The sequence below is a fragment of the Streptomyces sp. NPDC012835 genome, assembly GCF_042900885.1.
Lineage (GTDB): Bacteria > Actinomycetota > Actinomycetes > Streptomycetales > Streptomycetaceae > Streptomyces.
In genome coordinates, this window is sequence record NZ_JBIBBW010000001.1 from 856,429 (window position 1) to 871,948 (window position 15,520).

Consider the following 15,520-nt stretch of genomic DNA (forward strand, 5'->3'; position numbering starts at 1 on the left):
AGAAGGCTCGAACGACTCGTGACTCTACTCGCGGACGTGGAAAGAGCGGTCCGCTCAGCGGCTCCGCATGCCCTGCTGGACTCGGTGCGCGACGCGATCACCACCGCCTACGGCACGGCCACCGTACAGCTCTACCTCGCCGACTACGGGCTCACGGTGCTCCAGCCCGTGGACCCGGCGGACCGTCCCGCCGGGACGCTGTCGCTGCACAACACCCCCGAGGGCCGGGCCTTCGGCAGCCAGGAGCCGCGTGAGCGGCAGGTACGGCACCGGGACGCGGTGGACCACCATCTCCCGGTCACCGTCAGGGGCGAGCGGCTCGGCATCCTGACGGTGGGACTGCCCCGCGACCGGTCCACACCGGCGACCGTCGAGGAGCTGACGCGGGTGGCGGAGCTGCTCGGACACGAGATCCTGGTGGCCGAGCGGGACACCGACCTGTACCAGCGGGCCCGGCGGGCGACCCGGCTCACGCTGGCGGCGGAGATGCAGTGGCAGCTGCTGCCCGCCCGCGCCTGCACCGCGCGGGAGTACGCCATCGGCGCGCAGCTGGAGCCCGCCTACGCCATCCACGGCGACAACTTCGACTGGGCGTCGGACGCCGACGAGCTGACGCTCGCGGTGACCAACGGCATGGGCGAGGGCATCCAGGCGTCCCTGCTCACCAACCTCGCCGTGAACGCCCTGCGCAACGCCCGCCGCGCCGGGATCGGCCTCGCCGACCAGGCGTCGCTGGCGGACCAGGCGCTGTACGCGCAGCACGGGGGCGCGTCCTACGTCTCCACACTGCTGCTGCGGTTCGAACTCGGCACGGGCCGGGTGGAGGCCGTGGACGCCGGTTCGCCGCAGCTGTGGCGCATGCGGGGCAGGACCGTGGAGCGCATCGAACTCGAAGCACAGCTGCCCCTCGGCATGTTCGAGGAGTCGGACTATGTGGCGCAGATCTTCCAGGTGCTCCCCGGTGACCGGCTGCTCTTCGTCAGCGACGGGGTCTACGAGGCGGTCTCGCCGCAGGGAGAGGTGTACGGGCACCGGGCCCTGGCGCGGGCGATCGGCGCCACAGGGCTGCTGCCCGCCGCGATGGTGCCGCGCGCTGTGCTGCGGGAGCTGGCGGACTACCGGGACACCGAGTCGACGGACGACGACGCTCTGGTGCTCTGTTTGGACTGGTTCGGCAGGGCCGGTGACACGCGCTCCGGCGCGGGCGCGGGTACCCGAGCGGGCGCCGGTGAGGACAGCGGTCAGCGGGACGGCGCGGGCGCGGGTACGGGCGGCTGACGCCGTGTCCCCGGCCCCCGGAAGGGCGGTCCGGCTCAGGTGGTGATCCGGCGGCGCTCCAGGTCGAAGACGGCCTGGACGCGCTTGCCGACCGGCACCCGCTCGGCGAGCAGCCCGTCGGCGATGGCGTGGACGATCTCCATGCCGTGCCCGCCCAGCCGCGCGGGGTCCTGCTCGTAGCGGCGCGGCAGGACCGAGCTGCTGTCGTACACGGTCACGACCACCTGCCGGTCCGTGCCCTCCAGCTCCAGCAGGTACGGGCCGTGGCTGTGGCGCTCGGCGTTGGTCACCAGCTCGCTGACGACCAGCAGCAGATCGCCGCTCGTGCGCTCGCCCAGCGTGGCGAGCCACTCGGCCTCCAGCTGCTGGAGGAACTGGACGGCGAGCAGCCTGGCGTCGGCGATACAGCCGGGCTCCCCGCTGAACTGGCCGGCCCGGCGCAGCGGCTGCACGGAGTCGGCGAGTGCCGCGAACCCCGTACCGCTGATGATCTGTTCGTTCATAGTTCCTGCCCCCTGCCCGCGCACCGGCGAGGGCGACCGGGGGACCCCCTTCTCCGATGCCCTTATGCCCTCACACGCCGCCGGTATGCCAGCCGGTTTCGTGAAAGGTGTCACGTCGGTCGTCGGCCCCCTCACATGTGCCGGGGAAGACGGACCACGCTGACGAAGAACTCGTCGATCTGACGGACGGCCGCGATGAACTGATCGAGGTCGACCGGTTTCGTGACGTACGCGTTCGCGTGCAGTTTGTAGCTGCGCAGGATGTCCTCCTCGGCGGAGGAGGTGGTCAGCACCACCACGGGGATGAGTGACAGCTCCGGGTCGGTCTTGATCTGCTCCAGCACCTGACGCCCGTCGTACTTGGGCAGGTTCAGGTCGAGCAGGACGAGGTCCGGCCGGGGCGCGCCCTGGTGGGCGCCGCGCCGGTAGAGGAAGTCCAGCGCCTCCTCGCCGTCGCGCACCACGTGAAGGGTGTTGCGGATCTTGTTGTCCTCGAACGCCTCGCGGGTCATCAGCTCGTCCCCCGCGTCGTCCTCGACCAGCAGGACCTCGATGGGTTCTACGCGGTTGTTCACTGGGCGCCTCCGTGCGGGGCGGTCGTCGGTACGTCGTGCGCCTGGCCCGGCCGGGAATCCGCCCCGGCGTCCGGCCCCGCGGACTCCGGGGAGTCCGCGGCTTCCTCGGACGCCCGCGGCTCCCCGGATTCCGCCGGTTCGACCTCGGGCACGGCCGGGACCGTGAAGTGGATCCGGGTGCCGCCCTCGGGCACCGGCTCCAGCCAGATTCTGCCACCGTGGAACTCCACGATCTTGCGGCAGAGCGCGAGACCGATGCCGGTTCCCTCGTACTCGTCCCTGGCGTGCAGCCGCTGGAAGATGACGAAGACCTTCTCCGCGAACTCGGGCGCGACCCCGATGCCGTTGTCGGTGACGGTCAGATGCCACTCGTCCCCCTCGCGCAGGCATCCGACGGTGATCCGGGACGGCACGTCGGGCCGGCGGAACTTGACCGCGTTGCCGAGGAGGTTCTGCCAGAGCATGGTGAGGGTGGTCGGGTCGCCGGTCACCTCCGGGAGGGGGTTCTCCCGTACGACGGTGACGTCCGACTCCTCGATGACCAGGGCGATGTTCCCGAGAGCCCGGTCGAGGATCTGGTCGAGTGCGACGGCCTGCCAGGCGTCGTGCACCCGTCCCACCCGGGAGAAGGTGAGCAGGTCGTTGATGAGGACCTGCATCCGTTTGGCGCCGTCGACCGCGAAGTCGATGTACTGCTTGCCGCGGGTGTCCAGCTGATCGCCGTACCGTTTCTCCAGCAGCTGGCAGAAGGAGGCGACCTTGCGCAGCGGCTCCTGGAGGTCGTGCGAGGCCACGTAGGCGAACTGTTCCAGCTCGGAGTTGGAACGGCGCAGCTCCTCGGTCTGTTCGGCGAGGAGGGCTTCCCGGGAGCGGCTCGCGGCGAGTTCGTCGGCGAGGCGTCGGCGCATGTCCTCGACGGCGGCGCCGACGGCGCGCAGGTCGGAGGGGCCGCCGACCTCGATGCGCCGGTCGAAGGCTCCGTCCCGTACGCCGTCGGACGCGGCGCGCAGCGTGCCGAGCGGCCGGCCGACCATGCGGTGCAGGACGAGGGCGAGGACCAGCACCGCGACGACGAAGACCACGAGGATCGCGATGAACACGGCGTCCCGCAGCTCGCGGGCCTCGTTCAGCTCCGTGCGCGCGTGGTCCCTGGCCTCGTCGAGGTGGCCCTGCTGGACGGCGAACAGCTGACGCAGCTGGTCGAAGCCGAGCTTGCTGCGGGTGAGCCGGTCGGCGGAGGCCGCGGCGGCGCCCTCGGCCCGTACGGAGGCGATCAGCGGCTCCGCCTGCTCGCCCCGCCACTGCTCGGCGGCGCGGGTGATGCGGTCGAGGTCACCGGCGAAGCGCGGGTCGCCGCCGATGATGGCGCTCATCCGGTCGGTGTAGTGCCGCTCGTCGGTGATGCCCTTCTTGTACGGCGCGAGGAACGACTGCTCGTCGCTGAGGGCGAACCCGCGAACCCCGGTCTCCTGGTCGAGCAGGGCGCGCTGGAGCTGGAAGGCGTTGGATCTGGCGGGCTGGATGCGGTCGACGAGTTCGGTGGTGCGGTCGTTGGTGCGGGCCAGCAGGACGCCGGCGACGACGGTGCAGCCGCACACCACCAGCACCAGCGCTCCGAGGATCAACTGCACCCAGCCCTGCACCGAGAGGCCGGAGAAAGGGCTGGGAGAGGCGGGGCTGCGGGGGGCGTTCTTCTCCGTGGGGACGGTGTTCTCCGTGGTGCTCGTGGTGTCCGGGCCGGACGGGACGGCGGTCATGGTGTGTCGCTCCAGCCGAGGTGGAGTACGGCGACGTCGTCGGCGAGCCCGCCGTACGGCGCCGCCCCCTCGGCGGCGCCGGCGACCAGCGCGTCGACGAAGGCGCTCGCCGGGAGCGTGCTGTGCCCGGCGGCGAGCCCGAGCAGGCCGGTCTCGCCGAGCCGGGTGTCGGGTCCCGTGCGGCCCTCGAAGAGGCCGTCGGTGAACAGGACCACATGGCCGCCGGGCGGCAGCGGCAGCACGGTCTCGCTCCACCGCCCCGCGCCGGGCAGCAGCCCGAGGGCCATGCCCGCCTGCGGCTCCTCCCACCGGACGGTGGCGTGGTGGCGTACGAGCAGTCCCGGGTGCCCGGCGCGTACGACGTGCACCTCCCGGCCGCCGGGCGGGAAGACGAGCGAGGTGACGGTGGCGAACACATGCGGGTCGGAGCGTTCCGCGACGAGGATCTCCTCCAGCAGCCGGATCCGCTCCAGCGGCCGGGTCCCGCACAGCACCGCCGTACGCCAGGCGACCCGCAGACAGACGCCGAGCGCCGCCTCGGCGGCGCCGTGGCCCGACACGTCGCCTATCACCGCGTGCACCGTGCCGTCGGCGGTCTGTACGACATCGTAGAAGTCGCCGCTGAGCAGGCCATGGGCGCGCCCCGGCTCGTAGCGGGCGACGGCCTCGAAGTCGTCGCCGCGCAGCAGGGGCACGGGCAGCAGGCCGCGCTCCAGCCGGGCGTTCTCCTGTGCCATCAGCTCGTTGGCGCGCAGGGCGGCCGTGGCCTGTTCGACCTGTTTGCGCTGGAGGGCGTAGCGGACGGCCCGGCTCAGCGCCTCGGGGTCGATGCGTCCCTTGACGAGATAGTCCTGGGCGCCGGTCGCCACGGCCGACAGTCCGGCCTCGCCCTCGGCCAGCCCGGTGAGGACCACGATGGCCGCGTCGGGGGCGGTGCGCAGGATACGGGTGACGGCGTCGACCCCGTGGACGTCCGGCAGATGGAGGTCGAGCAGCACACAGACCGGGCCCGCGTGGTCGGCGAGGAACCGCTGCCCCTCGGCGAGCGTCTGGCACCAGGTGAGCGAGGAGTCCAGGTCGCTGTCGGCGAGCATCTCCTCCACCAGCAGCGCGTCGCCCGCGTCGTCCTCGACGAGCAGCATGACCGCGTCGAGCGCCCACCGCGCGTCGCGGACGACCGCGACGGCGTCGGGCGAGGGACCCGGCGCGGGCAGGGCTCCGCGCGACGCGGGTACGACGCCGGGCGCGGTGCCCGCACCGCCGTGCACCGCCGGTCCGGGCACCGCGGTACGGCGGCCTCGTACCGGACGCGCCGAGAGGCCCATGGACAACTCGACCACACTCCCACCCCCTCAGCCGACGGCCCCGGTCGGCCGACGTCGTTCCGGCGGGAAGCATATGCGACGGCCCCGCCACCGGTCCGGTCGCGGTGGGGGAACGCCCGGCCGCCCGGGCCCGGCGCGGGGAGCGGTGGATCACCGTATTCCGGCACTCCGGCTCGCCCGCGCGGGAAACATGCGATGCTCTGCCCCACCACAGCCGGTACGGGGGGTGCGGGAATGACTACGGTTGACGACGGGGCGGACCAGGCCGCATCAGAGGCTTCCGCTCTGCTGGAGGCGCGGCCCGCGGGCACGGCGGAGGCGCGCGCGCTGGTGCGTTCCTTTCTGCGCCGGCACGCGCCGGGGGTGCCGGAACAGACCACGGTCGATGTGCTGCTGATCGTGTCGGAGCTGGTCACCAACGCCATACGGCACGCGGGCGGGGTGACGGGGTTCCGGGTCTCCGCCGGTGCCGGTGTGGTGGAGGTCGCCGTACGGGACGCGAGCCCCGCGCTGCCCGCGACCGTGCCGCACCACGAGGAGTGGCTGCCCGGCGGTTACGGCTGGCCGCTGGTGCACCGGCTGGCCGAGGTCACGGTCGACGTGCTCGGGGACGGCGGCAAGCTGATCAGGGCGCTGGTGCGGCACTGAGCGGCCCGCCCGGCCGGGGCCGGGCGGGGCCCGACGTGTTCACCAGCGCGGGATGGTGGCCCGGTAGGTCGGGTGGACCGTGCGCATGTAGCCAGTGTCGTCGCGGTTGCGCAGACCGCTGGACAGGTACTGCTCGTGCAGGGCCCCCAGGGCGTCGCGGTCGAGGGTGACACCGAGTCCCGGGCCGGTGGGCACCGCCACCGAGCCGTCCTTGAACTCCAGCACACCGGGCTCGATGACGTCCTCGGTCTTCCACGGCCAGTGCGTGTCGCAGGCGTAGGTGAGGTTGGGGGTGGCCGCCGCGAGATGCGTCATGGCCGCGAGGCTGATGCCCAGGTGCGAGTTGGAGTGCATGGACAGTCCCATGCCGAAGGTGTCGCAGATGCCGGACAGGAGCTTGGAGCGGCGCAGGCCGCCCCAGTAGTGGTGGTCGGAGAGGATGACCTGTACGGCGTCCACCGCCACCGAGGGGTGGAGTTCGTCGAAGGCGACGACGCACATGTTGGTGGCCAGCGGCATCGACACCTCGCGGGCGACGGCGGCCATGCCCTCGATGCCGGGGGTCGGGTCCTCCAGATACTCCAGCACACCGTCGAGCGCCCGGCCGACCTCGATGGACGTGGGCACCGTCCAGGCGGCGTTCGGGTCGAGACGCAGCGGGTGGTCGGGGAACTCGGCGCGCAGCGCCCGTACCGCCTCGACCTCCTCCTCGGGCGGCAGGACGCCCCCCTTGAGCTTGATGGCGGTGAATCCGTACGCGTCGACCATGCGCCGGGCCTGGGCCACCACGCCGTCGGGGTCCAGCGCCGCGCCCCACTCGTCCGGTTCGGCGCCGGGGTGGGCGGCCCACTTGTAGAAGAGGTAGGCGCTGAAGGGCACGGCGGCGCGTACGGCGCCGCCGAGGAGGTCGGAGACGGGCCGGCCGCACGCCTGTCCCTGGATGTCGAGCAGTGCGACCTCGAACGGGGAGTGCACCCGGTCGACGGTGCTGCTCGTGGTGACCATTCCGGTCAGCCCGGAGCCGCCGACCTCGCCGACGCGGGCGATGACATCGCCGGCGCGCCGGTGGAGTTCCTCGGTGGCGTAGACGTCGAGTCCGACGATCCGGTCGGCCACGGCCTGGAGGCGCTCCAGATGGCGGGCGTCGGCGTAGGTCTCGCCGAGTCCGGTGAGCCCGCCGTCCGTGTGCACTTCGACGATGGCGCGCAGAGCGTACGGCTCGTGGACGCCGACCGAGTTGAGCAGCGGCGGGTCACGGAAGGCGACGGGGGTGATGGTGACGGCGGAGATGCGGAGTTGTCCGGTGCTCACGGTCAGGCGCTCCTTACCAGTTCGAGTCCCCGCTCCAGGAGGGCGGAGAGTTCGGCGACGTCCTCCGGGGCGGGGTCGCTCAGCGGGGCTCGGACCGTTCCCACGTCCAGGCCGCGCAGCCGTACACCTGCCTTGACCAGTGAGACGGCGTATCCGGGGACCTTGTCCCGCAGGGCGACCAGGGGGTGGAAGAAGCCGGCCAGGAGGGCGTCGGCCCGCTTCTCGTCGCCGGTGGTCACCGCCCGGTGGAAGGCCAGGGAGATCTCGGGGGCGAAGCAGAAGGCGGCGGACGAGTAGAGGGGGACGCCGATGGCCCGGTAGGCCGGGACGGTGGCCTCGGCGGTGGGCAGTCCGTTGAAGAACTGGAACGGCTTGCCGCTCCCGCGCAGCGCCTCCCGTACGGCGAAGACGGTTCTGGCCAGGGTCTCGATGTCCCCGACGCCGTCCTTGAAGCCGACGACCCCGTCGATCGCGGCGGCCTCGGCGGCGGCGGCCGGGGTGAACCGGGCGTTGGCGCGGTTATAGACGATCAGGGGCAGCTCCGCCGCCTCCGCGACCTGCCGTACGTACCGCACCAGGCCGGCCTGATCCCCGCTGACCAGGTAGGGCGGCAGCAGGAGCAGCCCGTCGGCGCCGTTCTCCCGTGCCGCCCGGGCCAGGGCCAGGGCCGTGGGCAGCGGGCCGCCGACACCGGCGTAGACGGGCACCTCGCCCGCCGTGGCCTCGACCGCGTGGCGGACGACCTCGGTGTGCTCGTCCGGTGACAGGGCGTGGAATTCGCCGGTGCCGCAGGCGGGGAAGACCGCTCCCGCGCCGGCCGTCACACCGGCCTTCACATGGGCCCGGAGAACGTCGGGATCGAGGCCGCCGTCGGGTGCGAACGGTGTGACCGGAAAGAACAGCACTCCGTCAAGCATAAGACTCCGTTCACGTATATAACCGCGAGCTATGTGTATGGAAACGTCAGTCAACTTAGGACGCGCTGCGGGAACCGTCAAGCGATCCTCCCGTCACCCCCCGCTTCTGACCTGCTTCGCACCGTTGACAGGCGACCGTGCGGGCCTGCCGAGATTCCGCGCCACAAGCCATTGACCCGATGGACACCCATCCGTAACGTGACCACACGTGTGACAGAGATTCACATACATATACGACTGAGCTGTACACCGCCCCGCTCGGGGCACACCGAGACCCCTCGCCTTCGCGAGCGGAGTCCGGCCCACGCGGTCAACGGCGTGGGCCCCAGACATATCTGGCTTGCCGTCACGGCAATAGAAGTGGGAGACAACGATGGTCCCGCAGCCTCTTGCGAAGACTTCCAAGAGCGAGCCCGACGCCGAAAGCCGCGCGGTCGGCAAATTCCTGCGCCGCATGCTGCCCATTCTGGTGCTGATGCTCCTGGTCAACCAGATGGACCGGACGAACGTGGGATTCGTCCAGGAGGAGCTGAGGGCCGATGTCGGAGTCAGCGCCACCGCCTACGGCCTCGGCGCGGGCCTGTTCTTCATCGGGTACGCGCTCTTCGAGGTGCCCAGCAACATGCTCATGGAGCGCTTCGGCGCGCGGGTCTGGCTGACCCGCATCATGATCACCTGGGGTCTGGTGATCCTGGCGATGTGTCTCATTCACAACGTGACGACGTTCTACGTGCTGCGCTTCGTCCTCGGCGTCGCCGAGGCGGGCTTCTTCCCCGGAGTGCTCCTCTACTTCACCCAGTGGCTGCCCGACTCCAGCAGGGGCCGGGCGAGCGCGATCTTCCTGGGCGGCTCCGCCACCGCGTACATCGTGACCGGCCCCATCACGGGGGCGCTGCTGGAGCTGCACGGTCTGGGCGGGTTCGCCGGCTGGCGCTGGATGTTCGCGCTGGAGGGGACCTTCTCCATCCTGGTCGGGATCATCGCCGGGTTCTTCCTCGTCTCGCGCATCGGCGAGGCCCGCTGGCTCACCGACGAGGAGAAGGAGGCGCTGAGCACGGCGGTCGCACGCGACCGGGAGTCCCGCAGCCGGGCCCCCAAGGTGTCGCGTCTCAAGCTGCTGATCCACCCGCAGGTCGCCCTGCTGACCGGCGTCTTCTTCGCGATGGCCCTCACCGGCTACGCGATCACCTTCTGGCTGCCCAGCCTGGTCGCCGAGATCGGCGGGCTGTCGCCCTTCCAGATCGGGCTGCTGTCCGCCATCCCGTGGATCTGCGCGGTGATCGCGATGTACTCGATGAGCCACTTCACCGACCGCGCCCCGGACCGCCGGCCGTATCTCGCGTTGAGTCTCATCCTCTCGGCGGTGGGCGCCTTCCTCGCCACTCTGGGCTCCCCCTGGTTCGGGCTGGTCGCCATCACCCTGGCCGCGGTCGGCGGCAAGTGCGCGGCGACCCTGTTCTGGCCGATGGCGCAGTCCGGGCTCGATCTGAAGATCGCCGCGGCCGGGCTGGCGGTGGTCAACTCCCTGGGGAACCTGGGTGGTTTCGTCTCCCCCACGCTCTTCGGCTACCTCAAGGACACCACCGGCACGACGCACGGCGGTCTGTACGCGCTCGCGGCGGCGTCCGTACTGGCGGCCCTGGGCGTCGCCTTCATGCGCCGGCCCGGCGGCCCGAAGCCGGACGCGGACGAACCCGCTCCGCTCCAGGGCCAGGTGGCCACCGGCGAGGCCCGATAGGGGCGATGCGCGCTCCCGTACCGCCGATTCGGTACGGGAGCGTCCGGCCGGTCAGTCCAGCGGCTTGTCGAGGATCGCCTTCGCGTGGCTGAAGGTGTCGATGGAGTACTCGCCGTGGTAGCGGCCCATGCCGCTCGCGCCGACACCGCCGAAGGGCAGTTCGGGCACGGCGAGGTGCTGGACGGGGAGGCCGAAGGTGAGGGCGCCGGAGGAGGTCTCGTGGGTGAGGCGTTCCTTGGTGCGGTCGGACTCCGTGAAGGCGTACAGCGCGAGCGGCTTGTCGCGGTCGTTGATGAAGGTGATCGCGGCGTCCAGATCCGGTACGGACAGGATCGGCAGGATCGGGCCGAAGATCTCCTCGCTCATCACCGGGGCGTCCGGCGGTACGTCGGCGAGGACCGTGGGGTCGATGTGGCGGGCGGTACGGTCGTGGCCGCCGCCGGTCACGACGCGGCCGGCGCCGAGGAGGCCGGTCAGCCGGTCGAAGTTGCGCTCGTTGACGATCCTGCCGTAGCCGGGGTCGGCGGCCGGGTCGTCCCCGTACAGCTCCCGGACCGCGGCGGTGAGGTACGGCTCCAGCCGGGCCGCCGTGTCACCTACGGCGAGGACGTAGTCGGGGGCCACGCAGGTCTGGCCGGCGTTGGCGAACTTGGCGCGTGCGAGGCGCCGCGCGGTGACCTCAAGGTCCGCGTCCGGTTCCACCACCACCGGGCTCTTGCCGCCCAGCTCCAGGGTGACCGGGGTGAGGTGCCGGGCGGCCGCGGTCATGACGATGCGGCCCACATTGCCGCTGCCGGTGTAGAAGATGTGGTCGAAGCGCTGCTCCAGCAGGGCCGTGGTCTCCGGGACCGCGCCCTCGATGACGGCGACCGCGTCCGTGTCGAGGTACTTCGGCAGCAGCGCGGTCAGCGCGGCGGAGGTCGCCGGGGCCAGCTCGCTCGGCTTGACGACCGCCGCGTTGCCCGACGCGAGTGCGCCGACCAGGGGCGCGAGGGCCAGCTGTACGGGGTAGTTCCACGGCGCGATGATCAGCACCACGCCGAGCGGATCCCGGACGACCCGGGCCTGCGCCGGGAGGAAGGCGTCGGGGACGGCGGCGGCCCTGGGGCGCAGCCATTCCTCCAGGTGGGTGACCGTGTGGTCGAGTTCGTTGACGGTGAAGCCGATCTCGGCGCGGTACGCCTCGACGGGGTTCTTGCCCAGATCCGCGAGCAGCGCCGCCTGGAGGGTCTCGGCCTGCTCGGTGAGGAGCGCGCGCAGCGCCGCCAGCTGGCCGAGCCGCCAGGACAGCTCCTTGGTCCGGCCGGTCCCGAAGGTCGCGCGGAGGCGCGCGACGGCGTCGGCGGGCGCCTCGGCGGGGGTGAGCGGGGCGGAGGTCATGGGGGTGCTCCTCGGTCGGGCCGTGTCGTGACGCCGGTGTCGTGCGTGCCGGTGTCGTCGGTGGCGGTGGCGGTGGCGGTGGCGAGCGTGCTGGGCTGGGCTGGGCTGGGCTGGGCTGAAATGCGCCCTCTCCCTCACCGTATTACCCGCCGGAAGGGACGTCGCGGGCACCCTGCGGTCGGCTTCCCGTATCGGTGCGCGAGATCACGTTGACCTGGCCCGACTTTCCTCGGGAAGGTTGCTGCATGATCCATCCATCCTCGCCGTCGCCGACCACCGCCTCCACTCCTGACGGGAACATGCCGTGCGTGGAGTTCTGACCGGTTTCGGGGTCATCGCGGTGGTGATCGGGGTCGGTTACCTGATCGGGCGGCGCCGGTATCTGGGGGACAACGGCCGTGAGGTGCTCACCAAGCTCGCGTTCCATGTGGCCACACCCGCCCTGCTGTTCACCACGCTCGCCCGGGCCGATCTGTCGGTGATCCTCTCCAGCAGGCTGCTGATCACCGCGATCAGCACCGTCATCGCCGCGGGCGCGTTCGTCGCAATCGCCCTGGTCCGCCGGTGGGACGTGGGACGCACCACGATCGGCGCGCTGTGCTCCAGCTACGTCAACGCGGGCAATCTCGGCATCCCGATCGCGGTGTACGTGCTGGGCGACGCCTCGCTGGTGGCGCCCGTACTGCTGTTCCAGCAGTTGGTGGCCACGCCCATCGCGCTGACGGTGCTCGATCTGTCGGGGGACGTGGAGAAACGTTCGGTCTGGCAGCGGGTGACCACGCCGTTGCGCAACCCGGTGGGCGCCAGCTCACTGCTGGGCGTGGCGGTCGCGGCGGCCGGGTGGGAGGTGCCGGGGCCGGTGCTCGACCCGCTGGTCCTGATCGGCAACATGTCGGTGCCCGCCGTGCTGCTGGCCTTCGGGATCTCGCTGTGCGGCAGCGCGCTGCCGGGCCGGGGCCCCGACAGGTTCGCCGTGCTGCTCTCCGCCGGGCTGAAGGCCGTGGGCATGCCGGTGGTGGCGTGGGCGCTGGGGGCCGGGGTCTTCGGGCTGCACGGTGCCGCCCTGCTGGACGTGGTGGTGACCTCCGCGCTGCCGGCGGCGCAGAACCTCTATACGTACGCCTCGCGCTACCGGGTCGGCGAGCGGCTGGCGCGCGAATCGATTCTGCTGTCCACGGTGGCGTCCGTGCCGGTGCTGGTGGCGGTGGCGGCGCTGCTCGGGTGACGACCGGGGCGTCGGCCGGCTCCTCAAGGGCTCCGGTCGGCCGCCGCCGTCAGTGCCGAGCGGGCGATGGTGTCGGCCTGGCGGAACATCTCCGCGTCGGCCCGTGCCCGCGCTCCGATCGGAGTGTTCCAGTGGACACCCTCGATCGGGATGCCGACCGCGAAGAGACGCGGCTGCGGCCGTCCGTCGGCGGCGCGCACCCGCAGGTCGTCAGCGCCCACGTCGAGGGCGCCCGTCGGCTCCGTACCCCCCTCCGTACCCGCCGTGTGCGGCCGGGCCAGACCGGCGGCGACCAGCCCGCCGAGCAGCGGGTCGGCGGTGCCCGCCAGGTCCTGGCCGGGCAGCCAGGCGTCCAGCAGCGCGCGGGCCGTGGCCGGAGGGCCGCCGGTGGTCGGCGAGGTGACGGTGAAGCGGCCGGTCCCGGTGTCCACGGTGACGGCGGGCCGCGCCCCGACGAACTCGACGACGCCCGCCTCGTTCAGGGCGATCAGCTCGGCGATCCTGGAGGCGGGCGGACCGCTGGACAGATGCGCCCCGAAGGAGCGGAACCACTCCAGCTCACGGTACGAGGCGCCGCTCAGCACACCGGAGGCAACCAGCCGCCGCACCTGCCCCTTCACCGCCGTGACCGCGCCCGCGGCGGCCTTGAGCGGGCTGCGGTCCGGTGTGCGGGCCGCCGTCATGTCGGCGCGCAGCCACTCCCGCAGCCATCCGCCGAACGCCGCGCGGTCGGCGAACGTCCGCCCGGACAGCGGCCGGTCGACGGACGCCAGGTCGAAGGGGCCGGCGGCGGCGTCGCCCACCCCGTCCCACGCGGCGGCGGCCTCGCGTTCGATCAGCGGCCGCACCTCGGTCGCGAAGTCGACGGTGCCCGGCTCGCGCGCCGTCAGACGCGCCAGGGCCGCCCGGTCGAAGTGGACCGGCGTGTGTCCCGCGGGCATCCGGCCGGGCACCTGATTGCGGGCCAGATACGGCACACCGCGCCCCGATCCGGCGAGGACCAGCGGCTCGCGGCCGGACGGCAGATAGCGCAGCCGGCCGTCGGGCCCCGCGGGTGCGAAGCGGCCGCCGCGTCCGGCGGTGAGCAGCGCCAGCTGGTCGAAGAAGTTGAGCGCCAGCCCCCGGACGAGGACCGGCTCACCGGGCGGCAGCAGATCGAGCCGGGTCTCGCGGGGGTGGCCGGGCGGCAGGTAGAGCAGCCCGTGCCGGTCGGCGGCGGTGGCGAGCGCCCGGCCCTCGGGCGACGGCAGCTGGTCGGTGTGGCCGGTGGCGAGGACCACCGCGTCGGCGAGCAGCGCGGTGCCGTCGGCGAGGCGCAGCCGGAACCGGTCCCCCGTCGTCCCGTCCAGCCCGACGGCGCGCGTGGGGTGGGGGACGACGCGGGTGGCGGGGGCCGCGCCCCGGACGATCCGCTCATGGGCCCAGGCCAGATAGCGGCCCATCAGCGCCCGGTGGGGGTGCTGCCAGGGTTCGAGGCCGGGCGCGTGCTCGCGCGCCCACTCCATGAGCGTGGGTCCGGTGGTGACGGGGCCGTCCATCGTCACGGTGTCGTCGGGGAACGCGGTCGCGTGCCCGGCGACCGTGTTCATCAGCAGGTGCTCGGGCTGCGCGGGGTCCCAGACCCGCCCGGCGCCCGGCGTGTGTTCCTCCACGACATGCAGCTCGGCCGGTACGCCGGCCCAGGGCCCGTGCGGCCCGAGGTTGGCTATCAGACGCTCCACCACGGCGGTGCCGCGCGGCCCCGCCCCGACGACCGCGACGCTGATCGGACGGCGCACGCTCACACTCCCGAGTCCCAGATCTCCGCCAGGGCCCGCCGCAGGTTGCCGCCGAGGACCTTGGTGATGTCCTCGGCACTGTATCCGCGGCCGGTCAGCAGTTCGGTGATGCGGGGCAGGTCGGCGGGGGTGCCCATGCCCTCGGGGTGGATGCGGTCGAGGTCGAGGTCCTCGCCCACGATGGGGATCTCCGGGTAGAGCCGGCGCACCCGGGCCATGCCCTCGCGGGAGTACTTGCGCTCGTCACCGACGTCGGTTCCGACGATGACGTGGTCGATGCCGACGAGTTCCACGAGGTAGTCGATGTTGTCGGCGAAGACCTCGGCGCCCGGCCGCCGTGTCAGCCCGTCCGGGGTGAGGAACCCGGACTTGGCCGCGAGGCCGAAGACACCGCCGCGCGCGGCCAGTTCCTTCACCACGCGGTCGCTCTTGTTGCGGGGGCTGTCCACGAAGCGCGTCAGGCCCGCGTGGGTGACGAGGACGGGCCGGTCGGAGACCTCGATGGTCTCCAGCGTGGAGCGCTCACCGGTGTGCGACAGGTCGAGGGCGATGCCGAGCCGGTTGCTCTCCATGACCAGGGCGCGCCCGAAGCGGCTCAGCCCGCCGTTGGCGCTCTCGCCGCTGCCGTCGCCCGCGTAGTTGCGGTTCTGGTACGTCAGCCCCATGAAGCGCAGCCCCAGCTGGTACAGGGTCTCCAGCCGCCACAGGTCCTCCCCCACCGGCTTGCTGTCCTCGAAGCCGGCGAACCAGGCGACCCGGCCCTCGGCCTTGGCCTGGTCGACGTCGTCGAGTCCGTACGCCTGGAAGACCCGGCCGTCGGTCTCCGCCAGCCGCCGCTGCCAGCCGACGATCGCCGCGGCGGCCTCGTCGTAGCCCTGGGAGATGGAGACCGCGTGATTGATCGCGGTGACGCCGGAGGCGGCGAGCTTGCCGAGGTAGGTCTCGTCCGCCCAGGCCAGCGGGGTGCAGTCGAGCGCGTTGAAGACGACGCTGTCACGGTGGAGCGCGGCGGGGTCGAGGGGCTGCGCCGGGGTGTCGGACACGGGGGAACTCCTTGGGGGGTGCGGGGCGGGTGGCGTGGGTCG

Annotated in this window: 13 protein-coding genes; 4 read left to right on the forward strand and 9 right to left on the reverse strand. The window is 72.3% G+C overall.

What is annotated here, in order from left to right:
- Positions 1–36 precede the first annotated feature (36 nt).
- Positions 37–1,278 carry a PP2C family protein-serine/threonine phosphatase gene (locus ACFY6S_RS03650; protein ID WP_388822290.1) on the forward strand — a complete coding sequence of 414 codons (1,242 nt, stop codon included), beginning with the start codon at positions 37–39 and terminating at the stop codon, positions 1,276–1,278.
- A 35-nt stretch (positions 1,279–1,313) separates the two neighbouring features.
- Here the strand turns inward: ACFY6S_RS03650 and ACFY6S_RS03655 are convergent, their stop codons facing one another.
- The 4 genes from ACFY6S_RS03655 to ACFY6S_RS03670 all read right to left on the reverse strand — a co-directional run bounded on the left by ACFY6S_RS03655 (position 1,314) and on the right by ACFY6S_RS03670 (position 5,255).
- Positions 1,314–1,781: an ATP-binding protein gene (locus ACFY6S_RS03655; RefSeq protein ID WP_388822294.1), complete on the reverse strand. Its 468-nt coding sequence runs from the start codon at positions 1,779–1,781 to the stop codon at positions 1,314–1,316.
- Positions 1,782–1,912: 131 nt separating this feature from the next.
- Positions 1,913–2,356 (reverse strand): response regulator, encoded by a 444-nt coding sequence (locus ACFY6S_RS03660; RefSeq protein ID WP_388822297.1) that lies wholly within the window; start codon positions 2,354–2,356, stop codon positions 1,913–1,915.
- Positions 2,353–4,113: a CHASE3 domain-containing protein gene (locus ACFY6S_RS03665; protein ID WP_388822300.1), complete on the reverse strand. Its 1,761-nt coding sequence runs from the start codon at positions 4,111–4,113 to the stop codon at positions 2,353–2,355. The genes ACFY6S_RS03660 and ACFY6S_RS03665 overlap by 4 nt, the downstream gene beginning before the upstream one ends.
- Entirely contained in the window at positions 4,110–5,255 is a 1,146-nt protein-coding gene (locus ACFY6S_RS03670) for a PP2C family protein-serine/threonine phosphatase (protein WP_388822921.1), read from the reverse strand. Before ACFY6S_RS03670 ends, ACFY6S_RS03665 begins: the two co-directional genes overlap by 4 nt.
- Positions 5,256–5,672: 417 nt before the next feature.
- On the opposite strand from ACFY6S_RS03670, the gene ACFY6S_RS03675 reads away from it, so the two are divergent.
- Entirely contained in the window at positions 5,673–6,086 is a 414-nt protein-coding gene (locus tag ACFY6S_RS03675; protein WP_388822303.1) for an ATP-binding protein, read from the forward strand.
- A gap of 39 nt (positions 6,087–6,125) precedes the next feature.
- Here ACFY6S_RS03675 and ACFY6S_RS03680 read toward each other — a convergent pair whose 3' ends face one another.
- Together ACFY6S_RS03680 and ACFY6S_RS03685 are read right to left on the reverse strand one after the other, a co-directional pair.
- Complete coding sequence (locus ACFY6S_RS03680; protein WP_388822923.1) at positions 6,126–7,403, reverse strand: glucarate dehydratase family protein; 1,278 nt, start codon at positions 7,401–7,403, stop codon at positions 6,126–6,128.
- Positions 7,400–8,314: a 5-dehydro-4-deoxyglucarate dehydratase gene (locus ACFY6S_RS03685; protein ID WP_388822306.1), complete on the reverse strand. Its 915-nt coding sequence runs from the start codon at positions 8,312–8,314 to the stop codon at positions 7,400–7,402. Before ACFY6S_RS03685 ends, ACFY6S_RS03680 begins: the two co-directional genes overlap by 4 nt.
- 373 nt (positions 8,315–8,687) lie before the next feature.
- Here ACFY6S_RS03685 and ACFY6S_RS03690 point away from each other — a divergent pair, with 373 nt between their 5' ends.
- Positions 8,688–10,052, forward strand: coding sequence for an MFS transporter (locus tag ACFY6S_RS03690; RefSeq protein ID WP_388822309.1), 1,365 nt, complete (start codon positions 8,688–8,690; stop codon positions 10,050–10,052).
- Between the two features lie 51 nt (positions 10,053–10,103).
- Here ACFY6S_RS03690 and ACFY6S_RS03695 read toward each other — a convergent pair whose 3' ends face one another.
- Entirely contained in the window at positions 10,104–11,432 is a 1,329-nt protein-coding gene (locus ACFY6S_RS03695) for an aldehyde dehydrogenase family protein (protein ID WP_388822312.1), read from the reverse strand.
- 304 nt (positions 11,433–11,736) lie between these two features.
- On the opposite strand from ACFY6S_RS03695, the gene ACFY6S_RS03700 reads away from it, so the two are divergent.
- A complete protein-coding gene (locus tag ACFY6S_RS03700; RefSeq protein WP_388822315.1) occupies positions 11,737–12,657 on the forward strand; it encodes an AEC family transporter in 921 nt (306 codons plus the stop codon).
- Between the two features lie 23 nt (positions 12,658–12,680).
- Here ACFY6S_RS03700 and ACFY6S_RS03705 read toward each other — a convergent pair whose 3' ends face one another.
- Positions 12,681–14,435, reverse strand: coding sequence for an FAD/NAD(P)-binding protein (locus ACFY6S_RS03705; protein WP_388822319.1), 1,755 nt, complete (start codon positions 14,433–14,435; stop codon positions 12,681–12,683).
- Between the two features lie 2 nt (positions 14,436–14,437).
- On the reverse strand, positions 14,438–15,478 hold the full coding sequence (locus ACFY6S_RS03710; protein WP_388822322.1) for a dipeptidase: 1,041 nt from the start codon (positions 15,476–15,478) through the stop codon (positions 14,438–14,440).
- Positions 15,479–15,520 lie beyond the last annotated feature (42 nt).

Excerpts from the sequence above, each read along its gene's own strand:
- ACFY6S_RS03655 (WP_388822294.1), bottom strand. The coding sequence starts at position 1,781 with ATGAACGAACAGATCATCAGCGGTACGGGGTTCGCGGCACTCGCCGAC.
- ACFY6S_RS03665 (WP_388822300.1), bottom strand. The coding sequence starts at position 4,113 with ATGACCGCCGTCCCGTCCGGCCCGGACACCACGAGCACCACGGAGAAC.
- ACFY6S_RS03670 (WP_388822921.1), bottom strand. The coding sequence starts at position 5,255 with ATGCTGCTCGTCGAGGACGACGCGGGCGACGCGCTGCTGGTGGAGGAG.
- ACFY6S_RS03675 (WP_388822303.1), top strand. The coding sequence starts at position 5,673 with ATGACTACGGTTGACGACGGGGCGGACCAGGCCGCATCAGAGGCTTCC.
- ACFY6S_RS03685 (WP_388822306.1), bottom strand. The coding sequence starts at position 8,314 with ATGCTTGACGGAGTGCTGTTCTTTCCGGTCACACCGTTCGCACCCGAC.
- ACFY6S_RS03690 (WP_388822309.1), top strand. The coding sequence starts at position 8,688 with ATGGTCCCGCAGCCTCTTGCGAAGACTTCCAAGAGCGAGCCCGACGCC.
- ACFY6S_RS03695 (WP_388822312.1), bottom strand. The coding sequence starts at position 11,432 with ATGACCTCCGCCCCGCTCACCCCCGCCGAGGCGCCCGCCGACGCCGTC.